The 20197-nt window shown below is 63.3% G+C and carries 18 protein-coding genes; 2 read left to right on the forward strand and 16 right to left on the reverse strand.

From position 1 onward, the window contains the following. Positions 1–263: 263 nt before the first annotated feature. The 12 genes from ACFWXH_RS14575 to ACFWXH_RS14630 all read right to left on the reverse strand — a co-directional run bounded on the left by ACFWXH_RS14575 (position 264) and on the right by ACFWXH_RS14630 (position 13970). Positions 264–1301, reverse strand: coding sequence for an aliphatic amidase (locus ACFWXH_RS14575; protein ID WP_379121351.1), 1038 nt, complete (start codon positions 1299–1301; stop codon positions 264–266). Between the two features lie 35 nt (positions 1302–1336). Continuing rightward, on the reverse strand, positions 1337–2032 hold the full coding sequence (gene urtE / locus ACFWXH_RS14580) for an urea ABC transporter ATP-binding subunit UrtE (protein ID WP_379121353.1): 696 nt from the start codon (positions 2030–2032) through the stop codon (positions 1337–1339). Further along, positions 2025–2780, reverse strand: coding sequence for an urea ABC transporter ATP-binding protein UrtD (gene urtD, locus ACFWXH_RS14585; RefSeq protein WP_379121355.1), 756 nt, complete (start codon positions 2778–2780; stop codon positions 2025–2027). Before urtD ends, urtE begins: the two co-directional genes overlap by 8 nt. A gap of 266 nt (positions 2781–3046) precedes the next feature. Further along, positions 3047–4279: an urea ABC transporter permease subunit UrtC gene (gene urtC, locus ACFWXH_RS14590; protein WP_379121357.1), complete on the reverse strand. Its 1233-nt coding sequence runs from the start codon at positions 4277–4279 to the stop codon at positions 3047–3049. Between the two features lie 34 nt (positions 4280–4313). Beyond that, positions 4314–5183, reverse strand: coding sequence for an urea ABC transporter permease subunit UrtB (gene urtB / locus ACFWXH_RS14595; RefSeq protein ID WP_379121359.1), 870 nt, complete (start codon positions 5181–5183; stop codon positions 4314–4316). A gap of 66 nt (positions 5184–5249) precedes the next feature. After that, positions 5250–6497 carry a transporter substrate-binding domain-containing protein gene (locus tag ACFWXH_RS14600; RefSeq protein ID WP_379121361.1) on the reverse strand — a complete coding sequence of 416 codons (1248 nt, stop codon included), beginning with the start codon at positions 6495–6497 and terminating at the stop codon, positions 5250–5252. 231 nt (positions 6498–6728) lie between these two features. After that, a complete protein-coding gene (locus ACFWXH_RS14605) occupies positions 6729–7397 on the reverse strand; it encodes an ANTAR domain-containing response regulator (RefSeq protein WP_054313179.1) in 669 nt (222 codons plus the stop codon). Between the two features lie 18 nt (positions 7398–7415). After that, the gene (locus tag ACFWXH_RS14610) at positions 7416–8573 is read right to left on the reverse strand and encodes a transporter substrate-binding domain-containing protein (RefSeq protein ID WP_379121363.1); all 1158 of its coding nucleotides are present in this window, start codon (positions 8571–8573) and stop codon (positions 7416–7418) included. A gap of 98 nt (positions 8574–8671) precedes the next feature. After that, positions 8672–9688, reverse strand: a complete 1017-nt coding sequence (locus ACFWXH_RS14615) for an alpha/beta fold hydrolase (protein WP_379121365.1) — start codon at positions 9686–9688, stop codon at positions 8672–8674. Between the two features lie 64 nt (positions 9689–9752). Then, positions 9753–11066, reverse strand: coding sequence for a purine-cytosine permease family protein (locus ACFWXH_RS14620; RefSeq protein ID WP_379121367.1), 1314 nt, complete (start codon positions 11064–11066; stop codon positions 9753–9755). A gap of 453 nt (positions 11067–11519) precedes the next feature. Further along, positions 11520–12713, reverse strand: coding sequence for a GGDEF domain-containing protein (locus ACFWXH_RS14625; protein WP_379121369.1), 1194 nt, complete (start codon positions 12711–12713; stop codon positions 11520–11522). 84 nt (positions 12714–12797) lie between these two features. Beyond that, the gene (locus ACFWXH_RS14630; RefSeq protein WP_379121371.1) at positions 12798–13970 is read right to left on the reverse strand and encodes an MFS transporter; all 1173 of its coding nucleotides are present in this window, start codon (positions 13968–13970) and stop codon (positions 12798–12800) included. A 506-nt stretch (positions 13971–14476) separates the two neighbouring features. On the opposite strand from ACFWXH_RS14630, the gene ACFWXH_RS14635 reads away from it, so the two are divergent. Beyond that, entirely contained in the window at positions 14477–15370 is an 894-nt protein-coding gene (locus ACFWXH_RS14635; RefSeq protein WP_379121373.1) for a DMT family transporter, read from the forward strand. A gap of 28 nt (positions 15371–15398) precedes the next feature. After that, entirely contained in the window at positions 15399–16091 is a 693-nt protein-coding gene (locus ACFWXH_RS14640; RefSeq protein WP_379121375.1) for a class I SAM-dependent methyltransferase, read from the forward strand. 263 nt (positions 16092–16354) lie between these two features. Here ACFWXH_RS14640 and zwf read toward each other — a convergent pair whose 3' ends face one another. From zwf to ACFWXH_RS14660, 4 genes are all read right to left on the reverse strand, one after another. Continuing rightward, the gene (zwf, locus tag ACFWXH_RS14645; RefSeq protein ID WP_379121377.1) at positions 16355–17740 is read right to left on the reverse strand and encodes a glucose-6-phosphate dehydrogenase; all 1386 of its coding nucleotides are present in this window, start codon (positions 17738–17740) and stop codon (positions 16355–16357) included. 12 nt (positions 17741–17752) lie between these two features. Next, a complete protein-coding gene (gnd, locus tag ACFWXH_RS14650) occupies positions 17753–18760 on the reverse strand; it encodes a phosphogluconate dehydrogenase (NAD(+)-dependent, decarboxylating) (protein WP_379121379.1) in 1008 nt (335 codons plus the stop codon). Between the two features lie 184 nt (positions 18761–18944). Next, a complete protein-coding gene (locus tag ACFWXH_RS14655; RefSeq protein ID WP_379121381.1) occupies positions 18945–19412 on the reverse strand; it encodes a VOC family protein in 468 nt (155 codons plus the stop codon). Between the two features lie 74 nt (positions 19413–19486). Continuing rightward, positions 19487–20197 (reverse strand): HAD family hydrolase, encoded by a 711-nt coding sequence (locus ACFWXH_RS14660; RefSeq protein WP_379121383.1) that lies wholly within the window; start codon positions 20195–20197, stop codon positions 19487–19489.

A 20197-nucleotide genomic window follows, 5' to 3' on the forward strand; every position in this document is an offset into this window, starting at 1 on the left:
ATGCAATTGCCGTTCAGTTCCGCCTGCCCGCTCGCTTCCCCGAGCCCTGGCAGAGCGAGCCCGCGGCAAAGCCACCGCGAGCAAAAAAGGCGTGAATGGAAAACCCGGGCCAAACGTGTCGCGACCCCGGCGCATGACCACGAAAATCGGAACCGATTTTCGGAAAGGATCATGCGCCCACCCAACGTGCTGGAGTGTCCTTTGCGCGTCCAAGAGGACGCGCGGCGCTCCAGGTGGCCGCGACACGTCGGTGGCCGCTCCGTTCAGCGGTGCGCCGCCACCTTGTTCGGGATGCCTTCGATCGGGCTTTCCGGCGTGCCGACCGTCTGACGGGTCATCGCCTCGACCTTCTCGCGCGTGCCTTCCGGATCGGTGATCCACTGATGGTAGAAGTTGTACGGGCACACGGCATGGCCGCGGGTGTCGTCACCGGAATTGATCAGGCCGGTGTAACCGCGATGCAGCAGCTTGAAGAGGTGGTTCTGCGACTGCATGTTGCGGCGCGCGTCGCGCAGCAGCGAGGTCGAGAGCTGGGCATACTGGATGCCGTTCTCCTCGGTACCGCATTCGCCGAGCGTGCGGCCGTCGAAGCCGATGATCGCCGAATGGCCGAAATAGGAATAGACGCCATCGAAGCCGGCAGCGTTGGCAACCGCGACATAGACGTTGTTGGCCCAGGCCATGGATTTCGAGATCAGGATCTGCTGTTCCTTGGCCGGATACATGTAACCCTGGCAGCGGATGATCAGCTCCGCCCCGCGCATGGCGCAGTCGCGCCATATCTCGGGATAGTTGCCATCGTCGCAGATGATGAGCGAGATCTTCAGGCCCTTGGGGCCGTCGGAGACATAGGTGCAGTCGCCGGGATACCAGCCCTCGATCGGCACCCAGGGCATGATCTTGCGGTATTTCTGCACGATCTCGCCTTTGTCGTTCATCAGGATCAGCGTGTTGTAGGGCGCCTTGTTGGGATGCTCTTCATGGCGCTCGCCGGTCAGCGAGAACACGCCCCAGACGCGTGCCTTCCTGCAGGCCTCGGCGAAGATCCTGGTTTCTTCACCCGGAATGGCCGAGGCGGTCTCGTACATCTCCTTCTGGTCGTACATGATGCCGTGCGTGGAATATTCCGGGAAGATCACCAGATCCATGCCGGGCAGGCCACGCTTCATGCCTTCCACCATGTCGGCGATCTTGCGGGCATTGGCGAGCACTTCTTCGCGCGTATGCAGCCGCGGCATCTTGTAGTTGACGACGGCAACGCCGACGGTGTCGTTGCTGCTCGAAATATCGCCGTGGTACATTTTTCAGTCTCCTCCTGTGGTTGCAGAATGGCGGTCTAGACGACGAGATGTTTGTGGATGAGGTCGTCGCTTAGCTCTTGAATGGCGCCGCCAACGGCGACGCTGCCGCGATTGAGGATCGCGAAATGTTTCGAGGCGCGGCGGGCAAAGGCGATGTTCTGCTCGACCAGCACGATGGTGAGGCCCTGCTTGCGGTTGAGGTCGATCAGCACGTCCTCGATCTGCTCGACGATGTTGGGCTGGATGCCTTCGGTCGGCTCGTCGAGCAGCATCACCTTGGGTTCCGACAGCAGCGCCCGCGCGATCGCCAGTTGCTGCTGCTGGCCGCCGGACAGGTTGCCGCCGCGGCGGTTGAGGAATTCCTTGAGGATCGGAAACAGGTCGAGCACCCACTCAGTGATGCGGCCACCACCACCCTTTGCGGCAAAAGTGCCGACCATGAGGTTCTCGCGCACAGTGAAGCCGGGCAGGATGCCGCGCCCTTGCGGCACGTAGCCGAGGCCGGCCAGCGCGCGTTCATGCGTGGGCCTGGCCACCAGTTCCTCGCCGTCGAGCCGGATCGAGCCGGAGGTGCGGCTCATCAGGCCGAGCATGGTGCGCAGCAGCGTGGTCTTGCCGACGCCATTGCGGCCCAGCACGGAGAAGAAGTCACCGTTTTCCACCGTCATCGAAACCGATTGCAGGGCGCGGCTGCGGCCGTAGAAGCCGTCGACATTGGCGAGCTCAAGCATGGCCGATCCCTCCGGAACCGAGATAGGCGTCGCGCACCGCCTGGTTGCCTTCGATGTCGGTGATGCTGCCTTCGGCGAGCAGCCTGCCCTGATGCATCACCGAGATGGTCTGGGCGATGTCGCGCACGAAGCCCATGTCGTGCTCGACAACGATCAGCGTGTGGCGACCGCCGAGCCGGTTGAAGAGCTGCGCCGTCTTCTTGGTTTCCTGCGCCGTCATGCCGGCGGTGGGTTCGTCCATCAGGATCAGCGAGGGGTCCTGCGCCAGGATCAGCGCGATCTCCAGCCATTGCGTCTGCCCATGCGAAAGATGCGCGGCCGGCGTGTCGAGTTCGTCCTCGAGCCCAACCAGTTCGGCCAGATGCTCGATGTCTTCGGTGTCGCCGCCCTGCCCGAAGGTCGCCAGATTGGCGAGCACGCCGGGTTGCTTCGAATGGCCGATGTGGAGGTTGTCGCGCACGCTGAGCGCCCGGAACACGCTGGGCACCTGGAACTTGCGGCCGATGCCGGCGCGCGCGATGGCGTGTTCGCTGAGCCGATGGATGGGCTTGCCCTTGAACACGATCTCGCCGCCCGATAGTTTGGTCTTGCCGCAGATCAGGTCGAGTGCGGTGGTCTTGCCGGCACCGTTCGGGCCGATCAGGCAACGCAGCTCTCCGGCGCGGACCTTGAGGCAAAGGTCGGACACGGCACGGAAGCCGCTGAAGGACACGCTGGCGTTTTCGACAATAAGCTGGTCAGCCTGCATTTCTCACACTCCATGTAGCCTGCGTTGCACTTTGGGCGAGGCGGATACGGCGCCGAGGGGCGAAGAGCGTATTGGACATACGGTTGAGCCTCTCGACGCCGTAGACGTCCGCCGAAAGGCAACCCGGAGGGCCGGTTGAAGAAGCCGACAGTGTGCGTCGCCATGCTTGCGCGATGCCCCAGCATCGCGTCTGTGCATGGCTCCTACCCTGTCGGCTTCTTGAACCGGCGCAGGCCACATCGAGTGTGAGAAATGCAGGCTGCTGGTCATCGCGTGCTCTCGATCTCGCGGCCATTGGGCACGGGTTCGGTGTGCTGTACCGGCTTCGGCGCAGGCGCGGGCCGCTGCCGCTCGAAGCGTCTGGCGAGGCTGGCGAAGGCGCCGGCGATGCCCTGTGGCAGGAACAGCACGACGAGCACGAACAGCAGGCCCATGATCAGGGTCCAGGTGTCGAGGAAGGTTTCGGATTCCGACAGCGCGCCTTGCACGCCAGTGACGATGAGTGCGCCGAGCATCGCGCCGAGCAGGCTCTGGCGACCACCGACCGCGACCCAGATGACGACAGAAAGCGAGAGCGGCACGCCGAGGAAGGTCGGCGAGGCGAACTCCATGACGATGGTGTAGAGCATGCCGGCAAGGCCTGCGATCGCCGCCGAAACCGAGAAGATGAAGATCTTGTAGAGCGCGACGTCGTAGCCGAAGAAACGGACGCGATCCTCCTCGTCGCGGATCGCCTGCACGATCAGGCCGGTCTTGCTCCTGGTGATGGCCAGCGCCAGGAACAGCGTGACCGTCAGGCAGATCGCGACCAGATAGTAGCTCGACGAACCGTAGGCATCGAAGGTGATGCCGGCGATGTCGAACTGGCCGAGATCGGTGATGCCGTTGAAGCCGCCGGTGAAGGCCTGCTGATCGATGATGACGAGCTGCACCACCACCATGGCGGCAAGCGTGATGATGGCCGCGTAGACGCCGGTCACCCTGCCCTTGAACACGAACCAGCCGAGCAGGGCGGCGACGCCGGCTGGCAGCAGGATGCCGGCCAGCACGCCGAACAGCGGCGAATAGAATGGCGTCCAGAACCAGGGCAGTTCAGTGACATTGTTCCAGACCATGAAGTCTGGCAGGCCGTCGGCGCCGGTATGCACCGGAACGGTCTTCAGCTTCAGCATCATCGCCATGCAGTAGGAGCCGATGCCGAAGGTCATCGCCTGGCCGAGGTTCAGGATGCCGCCATACCCCCAGGACAGGCTGAGCGAGACGGCCAGCATGCCGAAGACGAGGTAGCGGGCGTATTTGTTGAGCAGGAAGGCATCCTGCAGGAACACCGGCACAAGCAGGATGGCCACGCACACCGCCGCGTAGAGCGCGATTTCGGTCTTCGTTCTGGCAAGAGCGGTTTCGTTTTTCACGGAAACGCGGAAACGCTCCGGTTCTTTGTTTTCACGCAATTCCGCACGGAAAACCGCTACGCCCTTTTCCTGGATTTGCTCTGGCACTCTGTTGTTTCCCTGGCTTGACATGATCGTCGCTTCAGGCGCGCACGCGGGCGGTGAACAGGCCCTGCGGCCGGAAGCGGATGAGGACGACGATGGCGAGCAGCACCAGCGCCTTGGCGATCGTGTCGTTGGAATAGAAGGCGAGATAGCCCGACAGCTCGCCGAGGATGCCGGAACTGGCCAGCGTGCCCATCAGGCTCTGCGTGCCGCCAAGCACCACCACCATGAAGGCATCGACGACATAGGTAGTGCCCATCTCCGGCGACACGCTCTTCAGCGGCGACACCAGCGCACCGGCAAGACCGGCCATGCCGGCGCCATAAGCGAAGGTGGAGCGATAGATGCGGCCGGCATTGATGCCGAAGGAAGAGGCGACCGCGCGGTTCTGGGTGATGGCGCGCAGCTTCAGGCCGAAATTGGTGTAGTGGTAGATGCCCCAGGTCAGCGCGAACAGGCCGAGCGCCAGGAACAGGATGAACAGGCGATAGGCAGAGTCGGTCGCGCCGAGGATGTTGACGCTTTGCGACAGCGATTCCGGCATCTGCACATAGCGCAGCTCACCACCGGCGGTCAGGCGGATTGCCTGCTGCGCCATGACGCCGATGCCCCAGGTCGCCAGGATGGTGTCGAGCGGCCGATCGTAGAGATGGCGAATGACCAGCGCCTCGATGAGCCAACCAAACAAGGCAAGTAGCAGGAAGATCGGCACCAGGCTGGCCAGCAGACCGAGCCCGAACTGCGTCTGCAGGAACCAGGCCGCGTAGGCGCCCAGCATGACGAACTCGCCATGGGCAAGATTGATGACGCCGGTGACGCCGTAGATGATAGCGAGGCCGAGCGCGACCAAAAGCAGGATGGAGCCGATGCTCAGGCCCGTCATGATCTGGGAGACGAAGATTTCCATGTCGCCGCTTCTTCCGGAAAAGAGGAGGCGGTGGCGGTGCGAAGCCCGCCACCGGGTATCGCATTGTCAGCTCTGCTTCAGGCCTTCGGCCGTGCAGTGCTGGTTGGGGTAGGCCTTGTAGGGCGAGGGCTCGAGCCAGTTGGCCGACTGCTTCAGGATCTTGAACTGGCCGTCGGCCTGGCACTGGCCGATCTTCGGCCACAGCCAGGTGTGCAGGTTCTCCGGCTCGACGCGGACCTTGCCCTGCGGCGCCACCAGTTCCTGGCCCTTGACCGCCTCGCGGATGGCGTTGGGCGAGATGTCGGAGCCGGCCAGTTTCTCGACCGCCTGCTTGAACAGGTAGATCTGGAAATAGGACGGTTCGGACACGAAGTGGGTGACCTTGTCGCCGCCCCAGCGCTTCTTGTAGGCATCGACGAATTTGTGGTTCTCGGGCGAGTCCCACACCATGAAGTAAGGCGCCGACGTGAAGTGGCCCGCGGCCGCCTCGCCGCCCATCGCCGCCACTTCGTTCTCCGAGGTGGTGAGGCTCGCCATCGGCATCTTCTCGGGATCGAGGCCGGCGGCGTGGTACTGGCGATGCAGCGCGACGACGGAGTCGCCGACCACCGTCGAGAAGATGACGTTCGGCTTCTCAGCCTTCAGCTTGTTGATGACGGACGAGAATTCCGAATGGCCGAGCGGCACATATTCCTCGGCCACCACTTCGGCGCCGAGCTCGGCCAGCAGCTTCTTGCAGTAGTTGTTCTCTTCCTTGGGATAGATGTAGTTCGAGCCGATCAGGTACCAGCGCTTGCCGAACTTCTCGACCAGCCAGGGGACGAAATCGTCCTGCTGCTGGTTGGGCACGGCGCCGGTGTAGATGACGTTCTTGGAGCATTCGCGGCCCTCATAGAGGGTCGGGTACCAGTAGAGATTGTTCTGCTTCTCGAACACCGGCAGCACCGCCTTGCGGCTGGCCGAGGTGTAGGAGCCGAACACCGAAACGCATTTGTCGGACAGCACCAGCTTGCGGGCTTTTTCGGCGAAGGTCGCCGGATCGGAGGCCGGATCCTCGACCACCGGCACGAGCTTCCTGCCGTTGATGCCGCCGGCGGCATTGATTTCCTCGATCGCCATGATCGTCGCCTTGTTGAGCGACTCCTCGATGATGGCGGTGGTGCCGGTGAGCGAGAACAGCACCCCCACCTTGATCTCCCCGTCGGCGGCGTAGGCGAGCGAGGAATTCTTGCTCCAGATATGCGGGAACCCGACGAGGGACACGGTGCCGAAAGCGGCTGTGGCCTTCAGAAAACTGCGACGATTGCTTTTCACCTTCTTCTCCCCTGAAAACAAAAAAGGCCCCGAAGCGAGCTGCCGAAGCAGACCGTTTCGAGGCCGTATTGCCCTGTTGTTTTTCGCGGCAGCGACGCCGCTGCGAACCATGCCGGTTCGCTAGAGTAAGGTCGTAAGCAACAAAAAACCCCACGTCCCGCTTCCGCGAAAGTCGTGAGGTTCCGTTACCTGTATTTCGACGGCAGCGTCGTTGCTGCCGATGATCGAACGCTAGCCAAGAAGTTCGTAGGAGTCAATGATGGCGCTGGCGACAGCGCCGATCGTGACGCGCCGTTCCATCGCCTGGCGCCGGAGATAGTTGTAAGCCTCTTCCTCGCTGACATTCTTTAGCCGCATAAGCAGCGACTTCGCCCGCTCGACGCTGCGCATGGTGCGCAGGCTCTCGTCCAGCTTTTCGATGCGACCTCTCAGCCTGCGCTCATAGAGGAAATGACCGCGCGCCAGTGCCAGCGTCGACTGCACCGAGCGCGATGTCACCGGATAATGCAGCACGCCGTGGGCCGCGCAATTGTGGAGCAGGTTGAGGTCGAGCATGCCGGTGCCGGGATCGATGACGACCAGTGCCGAGGCCGGCTCACCGGGGATCCAGGGCAGGCGCTGCGGCAGGTCGGGTGAAAGCACGCAGAAGACGACGTCGTATTGCGCCGGTATCTGCGAGGGCATCGGCCATTCGTGATGCACGTCGCAGCGCAGGCGCTGCAGTTCGCGGATCAGTCGTTCGCCGTCGTCATCGCGATCGACGATGACGGCCACCTTGAGGTTCCAGAACGAACGCGAAGAGGACGGACCGGAAGGGGCGTCGCGACCGCTTGCGTCCTTCCTGGCGCCCGCGCCCTGCGGTTCGCGGGCAAATCTTGCGATGTCGATGGTTTCCTGCATTCTCTCCTCCCCGCCGCGCTATGCGAGCTCGAGATTTTTCTGGCCAAGGCTGCGCCCGTAACCCAGCAGATAAGGGTCCGACAGGACGCAGGATGGCGATTCATAAACGAGGTCGAACTGGCCCTGCCGGTTGGCGCGACCGATGCGCGTCCACAGATCGGCATGGCCCCATAAGGGGTTGATGGCGACATCGCCTTGCGGCGCCTCGAACTCCGATCCCATCACGGAAGCGCGCAGGATCTCGGTGTCCATCGAGTTCGTCTGTTCGAGCGTCTTGGCGAAGGCATTGACCTGGAAATAGGACGCCTCCAGGCACATGTTGGTCGGCTCGTCATCGCCGTAGCGCTTCTTGTAGTCGCGCACGAAGGATGAGTTGCGCTCGCTGCCGACGCCCTGGAAATAGGGCGCCGCGGTGATGTGGCCTTCGCCGACATCATAACCCATGGCGCGGATCTCGGCTTCCGTCGTGGTCAGGCTGGCGATCGGCATCACCTTGGGATCCAGCCCGAGATCGGCATAGGCCTGGTAGAGATAGACCGTGCCGTCACCGACGACAGTCGAGAAGATGACGTCGGGCTGCGCACGCTTGACGTCGCGCATCACGGGCAGGAACTCGCCCCGCGACGCGCCCATGCGCACATAGGACTCGCCCACGACCGTGCCGCCGCTGTTGCGGATCAATTCACGCATGATGCGGTTGGATTCGCGCGGATAGATGTAGTCGGCGCCGATGAAATAGAAGCGGGTGCCGTAGCGCTCCATCAGGATGCGGCAGAGTTCGACGCTGTTCTGGTTCGGCGTCGCTCCGGTGTAGATGACGTTGGGCGAGAATTCGAAACCCTCATAGAGCGTCGGATACCACAGCAGCCCGTTCAGCCTTTCGACCACCGGCAGCACGGCCTTGCGGCTGGATGAGGTGTAACAGCCGAAGATGGTGGAAACGCCATCTTCGACCATCAGCTTCTTGGCATAGCGGCCGAAAGCGGTGGCCTCGGAACCGGGATCATAGACCACCGGCTCGAGCGGCCGGCCATTGATGCCGCCGGCAGCATTGATTTCTTCGATCGCCGTCAGCGTGCCGCGCAATTGCGTCTCCTCGATCACGGCCATGAAGCCGGTGCGCGAGAAGAGGACGCCGACGCGCCACGGTTCGGAGGTATTGCTTGATCTCGTCAATATACGCTCCCAAAGTTCCCCAGTGCCGCTGGATTTCGTTGTTATTCTTGCTGAATGCGGCGGCCGGCCGCGCAGCTTGAGGCCGGCCGCTTCATGGGTCAACTGGCCAGCAGTTCCTTCAGCTTGCCGTCGAGGAATTTGACGTCGTTCGGGCTGGTTCCCGGCCCGCCCGCGAAATGACCCCAGACCGACTCGTACGGAACGAATTTGGCATTCGGCATGCTGGCCACCTCGAACTCGCTGTCTTCCGGCGGGAAGTAGAGATCGGTGCGGCTTGGCATGACGAAAGCCTTGGCCTTGATAGCCTTGAGCGCCTTCTTGAAATCGCCCTTGTAGAGCTCGTTGTCGCTGATGTCGCCGTTCTGCCAGGTCCACAGCATGGTCAAAAGGTTGTTGGCGTCCTTGGGCAGGAAGAAACCTTCCCAGAAGGCCACCAGGAAATCCTCCAGCGAGGAATAACCCAGCGTCTTGAGGTCGAGTTCCTGGCGATAGAAGGCTTGCGAGAAGCCCCAACCGGCATAGACGCGGGCCATGGCGCGCAGGCCCTTTTCCGGCTTGTCGTCATACCAGCCATTGTTCCAGGCAGAGTCGGCGGTCAGCGCCGCCTTCACGCCTTCCAGGAACACGAAATTGTGGCGCGAGCATTTGGCCGAACCGCAGAACGGTGCGATGCGCTCGACCATGTCGGGATACATCGCCCCCCAATGGAAGGTCTGCAGCGCGCCCATCGACCAGCCGACGACCAGCTTCAGTTTCTTGATGCCGAACTTCTCGGTCACCAACTGGTGCTGGGCGCGGACATTGTCGTAGGCCGTCACCTGCGGGAAACGCGACTTGTTGTAGGGTTCGGGCGTGTTGCTGGGCGACGACGACAACCCGTTGCCGAACATGTTCGGGATGATGATGAAGTATTTCGCCGGGTCGAGCGTCATGCCCTTGCCGATCAGCCATTCATTGTCGACGTGCTGGCCGGAATACCAGGTCGGGAAGACGACGACATTGTCCTTCTTGGCATTCAGCTTGCCGAAGGTCTTGTAGGCAAGCTTGGCATCACGCAGCGTCGCCCCCCGTTGCAGGACAAAATCGCCCAGCGAGTAGATCTCATAATCAGGCATCAGGCAGTTTCCTTTACTTTCAAACGTTGAGACGAGGCCCGGCGACCGGGCCTCGTCCGGAACATCATGCGGTTGCCCGCTCCGGCGACGGCCGCAGCGCCAGCGCCGCATAGGCGATGCCGCCGGCGAGCGCCGCGCTGATCGCGGTCGATAAATGCGGCAGATAGAATTCGACGACGACCGCCACCGCCGAGCCGATGATCCAGGCGATGAAGGCGGTCGGGCGCCAGTCGCGGTCGATCTCGGCGTTCTTGCGGGCCAGATACTGGTCGACCAGGATGATGGCGCCGATCGGCGGAACCAGGATGCCGAGCAGCGACAGCCACTGGATGAAGAAGGCCCAGACATTGCCTGCCGCGACTGCGATGCCGATGGCGCCGAGAAGCACGGCCATCACGCGCATGCGGGTGCCGAAGATGCGCGACCAGCCGGTGGCAGCGTTGTAGAGGCAGTGCGCGCAGACAGAGCCCAGGTTGAGATAGAGGAACACGAAGGCGAGTGCGCTGAGGAACACCATCTGCTTGCCGTTCATGTAGCCGAACATGTTGTCGGCACCGAACGGGTTGGCATTCGGAACAGCAAGGGCGGCCGTCATGATGCCGCCGACCAGCATGGCGATCAGGTTGGCGAAGGGGAAGGCGCTGAAGGTCGCGATCAGCGAGCTCCTGCCGTCCCTGGCCCAGCGGTTGAAGTCGGCACTCACCGTGCCGGCGTCGATGAAGAGCGCGATGACGACGGTCAACCCCACGCCCATGGACATCGTAGCCGCGCCATTGTTGCCGGGATAGGCGAGGATCGCCTGCCAGCCGGAGGCTGAAGCGGCATCGAACACCACCCAGCCGCCGAGGATGACGAAGAGCGGCACCGAGACCAGCCCGATCAGGTGCAGCCCATGCACGCCGACGAAGGTGATGCCGATGTAGAGCAGGCCGGCGACGATGGTCATCGCGACATAATTGAGGTCATAGGCCGAACTGATCAGCGCGCCGGTGATGCCGGTCTGCACCGCATACCAGCCGAGCAGCAGCGTCGACAGCAGGCCGGAGGCGAAGACATAGCCCTTGCGGCCGAACACGATCGAGGCCAGCAGCGCGAAGTTCATGCCGCGGCTGGTTCCAAGAAGCCCCAGCGCACCGACATAGGCGAACATGATGAGGTTGCCGATCACCATCGCCCACAGCGCGCTGGTGAAGCCCATGCCGAGCACGAGGATGGAACCGGTCATGGCGCCGGTGATGATCATCGGAAAACCGATCCAGACCGTCGTCACCGAAAAGGTCGAGCGCCGCGCCGCCATCGGCACGGGCTGATGTTCGTATTCTTCTCCCAATATGTGATCGACGCTATCGAGCGTCTCGATCTCCGTCTTGTTGTTCATGGCACCCTCCCAGGGCTCAATCGCGTTGCGTGTGCGGCTGTCGTCGCGATTGGACGTCCTTGTCCTCACCCGCTTTCCCGGTGGAAGCGCATTCAGGCCATGGTTCGGAAGGCGCGCGGGAACCATTGGCGGTTCGCCGGCGCAAGCCCCTTGCTCATAGCCGTCCGGCGCCGGTTCCCCATCGGCATCTCGGTCGGTATCGCCAAAACGACAAAGGCCTCCCGATGGCTTCGTTTCCGAAGTCAAAGGGAGGCCTTCTTGCCTTGATCTGATTGGGTGGCCCCGTTGCCACCTGCCTGCTTAACAGGCGAAGAAAAATTTAGACGGGCATCGAAACCCTGTCAATACGGCGTTTCGGAGTTCAAAATGATGCCCATGGAGCGCCCACGGCAAACAGCAGGAGCATTTCGAACAGGCATCCTCCCCCCAAGGGACAAGTGACGGCCAGCCTCCTTACGAAACCACCAGTTTGAGATGGCTCTGCCCGGCCGGCCGGCGGTTCTTCATGCCGGAAATGGCGTAGCCGTCACGACCGGCCGCCTTGGCGCGATAGAGGGCCTCATCCGCCTTGGCGGTGAGGTCGACGGCGGCGACGTAGATGTCGGGCGTCCATTCCGCGATGCCCAAGCTGATGGTGAAGCGCTCCTCGTCCTCTGTCTTGCCGCTGCCTTCGCGCACGGTGGCCACGAGGACGGACGCGACCTTTTCCGCCTGGCGCGCCGTCGTCTCCGGCAAGATGATGGCGAACTCGTCGCCGCCGAGCCTGAACACCATGTCGCTGCCGCGCACCATGGAGGTGGCGATCTCGGCGAACTGCCGCAGAATACGGTCGCCGAAGGCATGGCCGTTGGTGTCGTTGTAACGCTTGAAGTGATCGATATCGATCAACATCAGCGAGAAATGGCGGCCGGTGCGGCGCGTGCGCTTGTCCTCGGCTTCCAGCAAGGCCAGGAAATGGCGCCGATTGGGAATACCGGTGAGGTCGTCAGTCTGGGCAAGTTCGGCAAGTTCCTCGCGCAGCCGCCCGATCGACATGATGGTGAAGCCGAAGTTCCACACCACGCCCGAGAAGATGACGCACAACAGCGCGTAGGATTCCACCGTCGTGTAGAAGTCCTGGTCGACGCGCCCCAGCATCAGTCCGACATTCAAGAGGCTTTCGATGAGATGGCCGAGGATGCCGACAATCATGGCGATGGCCGCGATCATCGCGCCGAGATCCTTGCGATGCCAGCGCAGCAGATACCAGGCAGCAAGCACCAGCGGCACCGACTGACCACCGGCGTAGACGAGATTGCGGCCTTGCAGGCTGCCGAACAGAAGCAGCAGCAGGAACAGGCTGCCGGCGGTGATCGCCACGCTCGCCTTCAGGCCACCGGACTGGCCGTAGAAGACGCGCACGCCGATCCAGAACATGCAGAAGCCGAAAATGACGAAACCGTTGCCGACGACGGCGGGCACATAGCTGCCCTCATTGCCCTGCAGGGCCAGCACGCAGCCGCCGATGGTGGACAGCACGCATCCGGCCAGCCACACGCGCGCCGCCGCGAAATTGCGGTAGCGATAGGCGATCGCGCCCCAGATGACCGCCACCGTCAGCGAGTTGAGCAGGATGACGATGTAAAGCGTCAAGAAGTCGAGTTTCATCGCAATGCCCCGGACGAAGCCTTCCTCCTAAGGGTTCGCCGCTTTGCCGGACGTTAAAATAAAAGGTGGGTTTTGCGTCAACTGTTAGAAAATGCCAGCCGGCTGCGTGATCCGAGGCGCCTCCGCGCCAGAACGCACGGCGACGAGGGCGGCGGCCAAGGCTCCCGCGGCCAGGAGCCCACCCAGCCAGGGCAGGCTCTGCAAGGGCAACCAAGCCAGCACCAGGCCACCCAGAGCGGTGCCGAGACCAACGCCGATATGCATGGCCGACAGGTTGAGGCTGACGCCGGCTTCCGCTGTCTGCGGCCCTGTCGCCATGAGGAAGCTCTGCACCACAGGCGAGATCATCCAGCTGATCATCGCCCAGGCCATCATCGCGACGATGAAAAGCCCGGGCGCTTTCGCCGCGAGCGGTATGGCGAGAAGCGCGACCAGATAGGCGAGCGGCGTCGCCACGATGGCGAAACGCGGCCCGACGGCATCTGCCAGCCAGCCGCCGCAATAGCCTCCGCATATGCCGGCAACACCGAAAGCCAGGAAGAACAGCGCGACATTTCCCGTTGCGACGCCGACCACCTCGGTGAGATAGGGCGCCAGATAGGCGAACAGCGTGAAATGACCGCCGATCATCAGGATCGAGACAAGCTGGGCGGCAACCAGGGGCCGCGATCGCAGATGCTGCAGATATCCCGATGCCGCCGGGCTGTTACGCCCCGCCGTCGGCAGCGTGCGCAGGCAAATGGCGAGAACGGCCAAGGCCAGCAGGGCAAGCGCGACAAAGACGGCGCGCCAGCCAAAGCGTTCGCCGACCAGCATCCCTGCCGGCACGCCCAGCACCATGGAACCACTGATGCCCATGAAGATGATGCCGATCGCCCGGCCGCGCTTGGCAGGGCCGGCCAGTTCGGTTGCCAGCATGGTGGCGACAAGGCAGGCTGTGGCACTGGCTGCCGCCATGCCGATACGGGCCGCGAACAGAACCGCGTAGCCAGGGCTGGCTGCTGCAAGCACATTGCTGGCGATGAACAGCAGCAGCGCCAGACCCAGCATGGTCTTGCGTTCCAGCCGCGTCGCCAGCAAAAGCGCCAGCGGAGCGGTGAGCGCGAAGGTGATCGAGAAGACCGCCGTCAATTGGCCGGCAAGGCCGATCGAGATATCAAGGCCGGAAGCGATGCCCGGCAGGATGCCGATGACGATGTTTTCCGCGGTGCCGGTGGCAAAGGTGGCGAAAGCCAGGAAGAATATCCGAAGGTTCACGTGTCCGCCCCGTCGCGCGTCTCACCGCGACGGAAGGGCCTCCGATACGGCGTGGTGTTGCGTATCGGGTTTCGAGGCTGTGCTTCGGTTATCCCAGGAGCTGGGTTCTTAGCATGAGTGAAGTTGAGGGGAAAGGCGGTGGCCAGTTCATGCTGGGCACCTGACCGATAACGTTTGCACTGCCCCTCATCTGCCTGCCGGCATCTTCTCCCCGCGAAGGACGGGGAGAAGAGAGACTGGCCGCGACCCCTCTCCCCGTTTCCACGGGAGAGGTTAAGGGTGGCGGCGGCGTATGCGGCCACCGCATTGCCGCCTGCCGATCGTGCTGGCGCAACGTTCCACACGATCTACCGCTTGCGAAGGGCACGGAATTCCGCGAGATCGACAACCCGCATTGCTGGAAAGCCGAATATGTCTGCGCGGATGCGTACCTGGCCTGCGCCGGCTGGGGCGTCGCGCGAACAGTACAAGCGGTCGACCACCCAATCTGACCCGACCGAGGACCGATGCCCATCCACGAACTCGCAGCGCTCGGCGCCGCAACCTGCTGGGCGCTGACCGGCATCATCTCGGCAGGTCCGGCCGGTCATCTCGGCGCGCCGGCCTTCAACCGTCTGCGCCAGATCTTCGTCACCGCCATGCTGGCGCTTTATGTGCTGGCGACCGGCTCATGGCGAGAGCTAGAGGCGGCCAATGTGCTGCCGCTTCTCGCCTCGGGTTTCATCGGCATCTTCATCGGCGACACATTGCTGTTCGCTACGCTGAACAGGGTCGGTCCTCGCCGTTCCGGCATCCTGTTTGCGCTCAACGCGCCGATCGCAGCGGTCCTCGGCTGGCTGCTGCTCGGTGAGACGCTGACCGCCAAGGCGCTCTTCGGCATGGCGCTTGTCGTCGCCGGCGTCCTGCTGGCCATCCTGTTCGGCAAACGCCGATCGCAGCTTCATCAATGGGAGACGGTGAAAGGGCCGCTGTGGATCGGCGTGGCGCTTGGGCTCGGCGCCGCGACCGGCCAGGCGATCGGCTCCATCATCGCGCGACCGGTGATGGAAACCGGCATCGACCCGTTCGTGGCCTCGATGCTCAGGGTCGGCGTCGCTGCGGCCTTCCTCAGCGTCATGATCCAGTTGCCTATTCCCGCGTTGAAGCCCAAAGGCCCGCTGACCTGGAAGGTGGCGGCGATGACCGCGCTGACCGGCATCCTCGCGCTGGCGATCGGCATGACGCTGCTGCTGTTTGCCCTTTCCGGCGGCAAGGTCGGCATCGTCTCGACCTTGTCGGCAACCTCGCCCGTCCTCATCCTGCCGCTGCTGTGGCTGCGCACCGGCGAACGACCGGCCGCCGGCGCCTGGGCGGGTGCGGCGCTGGTGGTGGCCGGCATGGCGCTGATCTTCATGGCGTGATGCCGAGCGCCGGTTTAGGCTTGCTGGCATGCATGCCGTGACACATAAGCCCCATGAGATCGAAGCTGCCGTCGTCGACGCGACAGGCGAGATCGCGACCTTCATCGCCGCCAACCTGCCGGTCGCCGCGGTTCCCGACATTCCCGAAATCCGGCTGCATGGCGCACGTCCCGGCAGCGGCCTGCGCCGCCTGACCGAACAGCGAAGCAGGCTCTCGCCCTATTGGGCCTATCAATGGGCAGGCGGGGCCGTGCTGGCACGCCATCTGCTCGATCATCCCGAAACGGTGCGCGGGCGGACCGTGCTCGACCTGGGCACCGGCTCCGGCCTTGTCGCCATCGCGGCCGCTAAGGCAGGCGCTGGCAGTGTGACCGCCGTGGACATCGACGCGCACGCGATTGCAGCGCTGCGCCTCAACGCCGCCTTGAACGATGTGACGATCGAGCCCCTGCTCTCCGATCTGACCATCGGAGAGCCGCCGCGTGTCGACCTGATAACGGTCGGCGACCTGTTCTACGAACGCCGGCTCGCAAAGCGCGTCACCGCGTTCCTCGACCGCTGCCTTGCCGCCGGTATCATAGTCCTGGTCGGCGATCCGGGCCGCGCCTATCTGCCGCGCGAGCGGCTGGCAGCGATCGCCGAATACCCCGTGACCGACTTTGGCACAGCGGCCGGCGAGATAACCCGGGCGACGGTCTTCTCTTTCATGCAAAGCAGCTAATTCAACCCTGGCGGAAGAACATGCTTCTACGCCACCTGCGATTGCCTGGAAGAATGCCGCCTATTTTTGCGTGTATTGCCTAAAAAACAGAATCTCATGCTTCGCGTGCACAAGATTCTTGCTGCATGCTGAAAAAATCATCCGGTGATTCCTCCCGTAGCACCGGATGTGTTCTTCCCTCCCGAGAGGCTCTTCAGCCTCTGCTTCGGCCGGGACGCCCAGCGTCCCGGTCTTTTTCTGTGCGCAGCCCTGTGTCGCAGACCCTATTTTGCCGGGTCGATCCAGCCGTTCGGCGGCCCGAATTTGACCATCGCCTCGGCCGGCCCCCAGGTGCCAGGCTCGTAGATCGCGGGCTGGCTCTTGTCGTCGAGTATCGGGCCGACGATGCGCCAGGCCGCTTCCGACGCATCCTGCCGCGTGAACAGGCGCACATCGCCGTTCATAGCGTCACCGATCAGGCGCTCATACGGCTCCATGTCGCCGGCGGAATCGTCCACCGCCGAAAGCTCCACCTGTTCACCGACCATTTCATCGCCGGCCTGCTTGCGGCGGGCGCCGATGCTGATCGAGATTTCCGGGTTGATGCGAAAGCGCAGATAGTTGGTCTCGTCGGGCGCAATCGCATCGAACACGTCGAGCGGCGGCCGCTTGAGCCGGACCACCACTTCGGTAGCGCGCACCGGCAGGTTCTTGCCGGCGCGGATGAAGAAAGGCACATCCTGCCAGCGCCATGTGTCGACGAAGAAACGCGCCGCGGCGAAGGTCTCGACCGTGGAACCCGGCGCCACGCCAGGCTCTTTCAGATAGCCGGCAAACTGTCCGCGCACCACATCGTCCTTGGTCAGCGTGCGCACGGCCTTCAGCACCTGCACCTTCTCGTCGATCAGGTCCTCGGCCGAGCGGCCCGACGGCGGCTCCATGGCCAGGAGCAGCATGATGTTGAGCAGATGGTTCTCGATGACGTCGCGGATGCAGCCGACCTCGTCATAGAACTTGCCGCGCCCCTGCACGCCGAAATCCTCGGCCATGGTGATCTGCACGCTCTCGACATAGTTGCGGTTCCAGATCGGCTCCAGGAAGGAGTTGGCGAAACGGAAATAGAGCAGATTCTGGATCGCTTCCTTGCCGAGATAGTGGTCGATGCGGAAGATCGAATTCTCATCGAAGACGATGTGCAGGACCCGGTTCAGCCAGCGCGCCGACTGCAGGTCACGCCCGAACGGCTTTTCCACCATCAGTCTGGCGCCGGCGGCACCGCCGGACTGTTCCAGCCCCTGCACAACCGGCTCGAACATCGAGGGTGGCACGGCCAGGTAGTAGAGCGGGTGACGGAAGCCGTTCAGCGCTTCCTTCAGCTTGTCGAAGGTTTCCTGGCTGCGGTAATCGCCGCTGACGTAGCGCAACAGGCCGACCAGCCTGGCGAACACCTTTTCGTCCACTTTCCCGAGAGCCGCCTTGATGCCGTCATGCGCACGCTCGGCCAGCTTCTCCACCGTCCAGTCGTCATAGGCGATGCCGATGATCGGCTCTTTCAGGTGGTCGCGCTCCACCATCGAATAGAGTGCCGGGAAGATCTTCTTGTGCGCCAGGTCGCCGGTGGCGCCGAAGAGCACAAGCACATCCGATCGGGTTTCAGCCGCTGCTGCCATGATCGCTTCTCCTTATGCCTTCGGCTTCTCGAGATGGCCGCCGAAGGCATAGCGCATGGCGGACAGAAGCTTGTCGGCGAAGGCCGACTCGCCCTGCGAGGAGAAACGGTCGAAAAGTGCGGCCGAAAGCACTGGCGCCGGCACGCCGGTGTCGATGGCGGCCTTCAGCGTCCAGCGGCCCTCGCCGGAATCGGAAACGCGGCCGCCGAACTGCGCCAGCGCAGGATCCGCCTTCAGCGCGCCGGCGGTAAGATCGAGCAGCCAGGAGCCGATGACCGAACCATGCCGCCACACTTCGGTGACCGCCGGCAGATCGATGTCGAACTGATAATATTGCGGCTCGGACAGCGGCGTGGTCTCGGCATCGGCGCTGCGCTTGGCCTTGCCGGAACCGGCGGCTTTGAGGATGTTCACGCCCTCCGCATAGGCGGCCATGACGCCATATTCGATACCGTTGTGCACCATCTTGACGAAATGGCCGGCGCCGCTCGGGCCGCAATGCAGATAACCAAACGGAGCAGTGCCGGCGGCCTTGTCGGGCGTAGCCCCATGATCGGCGCCTGGCGCCAAGGAGGCGAAGATCGGATCGAGATGTCTCACGGCAGCATCGGGTCCGCCGATCATCAGGCAGTAGCCGCGCTCCAGGCCCCAGACACCGCCGCTGGTGCCGACATCAACGAAGGCGATGCCCTTTTCGGCATATCTGGCACCGAGATCGACCGCGTCGCGATAATTGGAATTGCCGCCGTCGATGATGATGTCGCCCTTGTCGAGGAGAGCTGCGACCTGATCGGCGACCTTGCCGGTGATCGCGGCAGGCAGCATCAGCCAGACGGCACGCGGCTTGGCCAGCTTGCCGATGAACTCCTCCAGTGAACCGGAGCCGGTCGCCCCTTCCTTGACCAGGGCTTCGACGCTGGCCGGGTTGATGTCGTAGACGACACATTCATGGCCGTCGCGCTGCAGGCGCCTGACCATATTGGCGCCCATCCTGCCCAGTCCCATCATTCCGATCTGCATGTTTCCATCCTACTTGCTGACATTGGCCTGCCCGATCGCCCTGCTCGCCGGCACCAGCCGACGCAACCGAGGTGCAGACAATCTCCGATCCGTCGCGATCAAGCCAGAAGAATGTGAAGGTGGTGTCAAATGAAGAGCCTGTGTTGGCGTCCCTTCTCCCCTTGGGGGAAAAGGAGTGTCGGAGCTATTCCCGGTGCCAGCCGTCGATTTGGCAGCCGCTCAATTGCTCCGCTTCGTCTCGCGGGACATGCCGCATGGTCTCGGCAAAGGTCCAGACGTGGCCTTCCGGGTCACGTGCCCTGTAGGTGCGCTCGCCATAGAACTGATCGGCAGGCTCCTGCACGATCTCGGCACCGGCGAAACGCGCTTGTTCGCAATGCTCGTCGAGGCCGCTGGGCAGCTTCAGATACACGCGCTGCGTATTCTTGCCATTGACCGAGACAGGGCTGGCGATGTCGTCCGCCCATTCATGGTCGACGACGATATAGGCGTCGGCGAAGCGCATTTCGGAATGCATCAGCCGGCCCGATGGATCAGTGACCAGCATGCTGCGCTGGAAACCGAACGCACGCTCGAGCCATCCGAGCGCAGCCCATGGATCACGGTAGAAGACGCCGACACCGAGGGTGGCGTGCTGGAAGGGGTCGTGCACAACGCATCTCCATTCGACCGGGCCCCAGCGCCTTTATCTCCCCGGAGAAAGGGCGCCAAGCGGCGAACGCTCTGTCACCCTCTCCCTGCCAGAAACGCCGGCAGGTCCGCAACCGAAGCCAGCACCACGTCGGCCAGCGGCGCCAGCGACTCGCGCGTGCCGGTGCCGGACAGCACGCCGACCGCCAGGCCGCAGCCGCCGGCGCGGGCCATGTCGAGATCGTGCCGGTTGTCGCCGACCATGGCGATCTCGGAAGGCTTCAGGCCGGTGAGGTCGCAGAAGGCGATCACCGCGTCCGGCGCGGGCTTCGGGTTGGCGACCGCGTCGTAGCCATAGGCAGCCTCGAACAGCTGCGCCATGCCGATGGCCGAAAGCGTGCGCTCGCAGCCGGCGGTGGAATCGTTGGTGGCGACGCCTAGCCGATAGGATTTCGCATGCAGCGCTGCGAGCGACTCGGCAATGCCGGGCAGCGGCACGGCGAGCGCCGAGCCCTGTTCGGTGCTGATTGCGTTGAAATGGTCCAGCGCATCGCGCTGTTCGGCCGCCGACAATTCGGGAAACCACAGCGCGATGATGTCGGCATTGGTGCCGGCGGCAAAGACGGAGTCCGGCTTGAAGCCCTTCGTCTCAAAATCATAGCCGGCCTTGGCCAGCAGCGCGTCGGCCCTGGCACGGTCGCCGTTCGCCGCTTCCAGCGCCATGCGATCGGCCACGCCTCCCCAGGTGGCGTGGAAATCGATCAGCGTTCCGTCCTTGTCGAAAAGGATACCCTTGATGCCCGCCAA

Source organism: Mesorhizobium sp. NPDC059054 (genome assembly GCF_042739215.1).
Classification (GTDB): domain Bacteria; phylum Pseudomonadota; class Alphaproteobacteria; order Rhizobiales; family Rhizobiaceae; genus Mesorhizobium.

Coding starts and splice junctions, on each gene's coding strand:
- ACFWXH_RS14575 (WP_379121351.1), bottom strand. CDS start 1,301: ATGTACCACGGCGATATTTCGAGCAGCAACGACACCGTCGGCGTTGCC.
- urtE (WP_379121353.1), bottom strand. CDS start 2,032: ATGCTTGAGCTCGCCAATGTCGACGGCTTCTACGGCCGCAGCCGCGCC.
- urtD (WP_379121355.1), bottom strand. CDS start 2,780: ATGCAGGCTGACCAGCTTATTGTCGAAAACGCCAGCGTGTCCTTCAGC.
- urtB (WP_379121359.1), bottom strand. CDS start 5,183: ATGGAAATCTTCGTCTCCCAGATCATGACGGGCCTGAGCATCGGCTCC.
- ACFWXH_RS14605 (WP_054313179.1), bottom strand. CDS start 7,397: ATGCAGGAAACCATCGACATCGCAAGATTTGCCCGCGAACCGCAGGGC.
- ACFWXH_RS14615 (WP_379121365.1), bottom strand. CDS start 9,688: ATGCCTGATTATGAGATCTACTCGCTGGGCGATTTTGTCCTGCAACGG.
- ACFWXH_RS14620 (WP_379121367.1), bottom strand. CDS start 11,066: ATGAACAACAAGACGGAGATCGAGACGCTCGATAGCGTCGATCACATA.
- ACFWXH_RS14625 (WP_379121369.1), bottom strand. CDS start 12,713: ATGAAACTCGACTTCTTGACGCTTTACATCGTCATCCTGCTCAACTCG.
- ACFWXH_RS14635 (WP_379121373.1), top strand. CDS start 14,477: ATGCCCATCCACGAACTCGCAGCGCTCGGCGCCGCAACCTGCTGGGCG.
- ACFWXH_RS14640 (WP_379121375.1), top strand. CDS start 15,399: ATGCATGCCGTGACACATAAGCCCCATGAGATCGAAGCTGCCGTCGTC.
- zwf (WP_379121377.1), bottom strand. CDS start 17,740: ATGGCAGCAGCGGCTGAAACCCGATCGGATGTGCTTGTGCTCTTCGGC.
- gnd (WP_379121379.1), bottom strand. CDS start 18,760: ATGCAGATCGGAATGATGGGACTGGGCAGGATGGGCGCCAATATGGTC.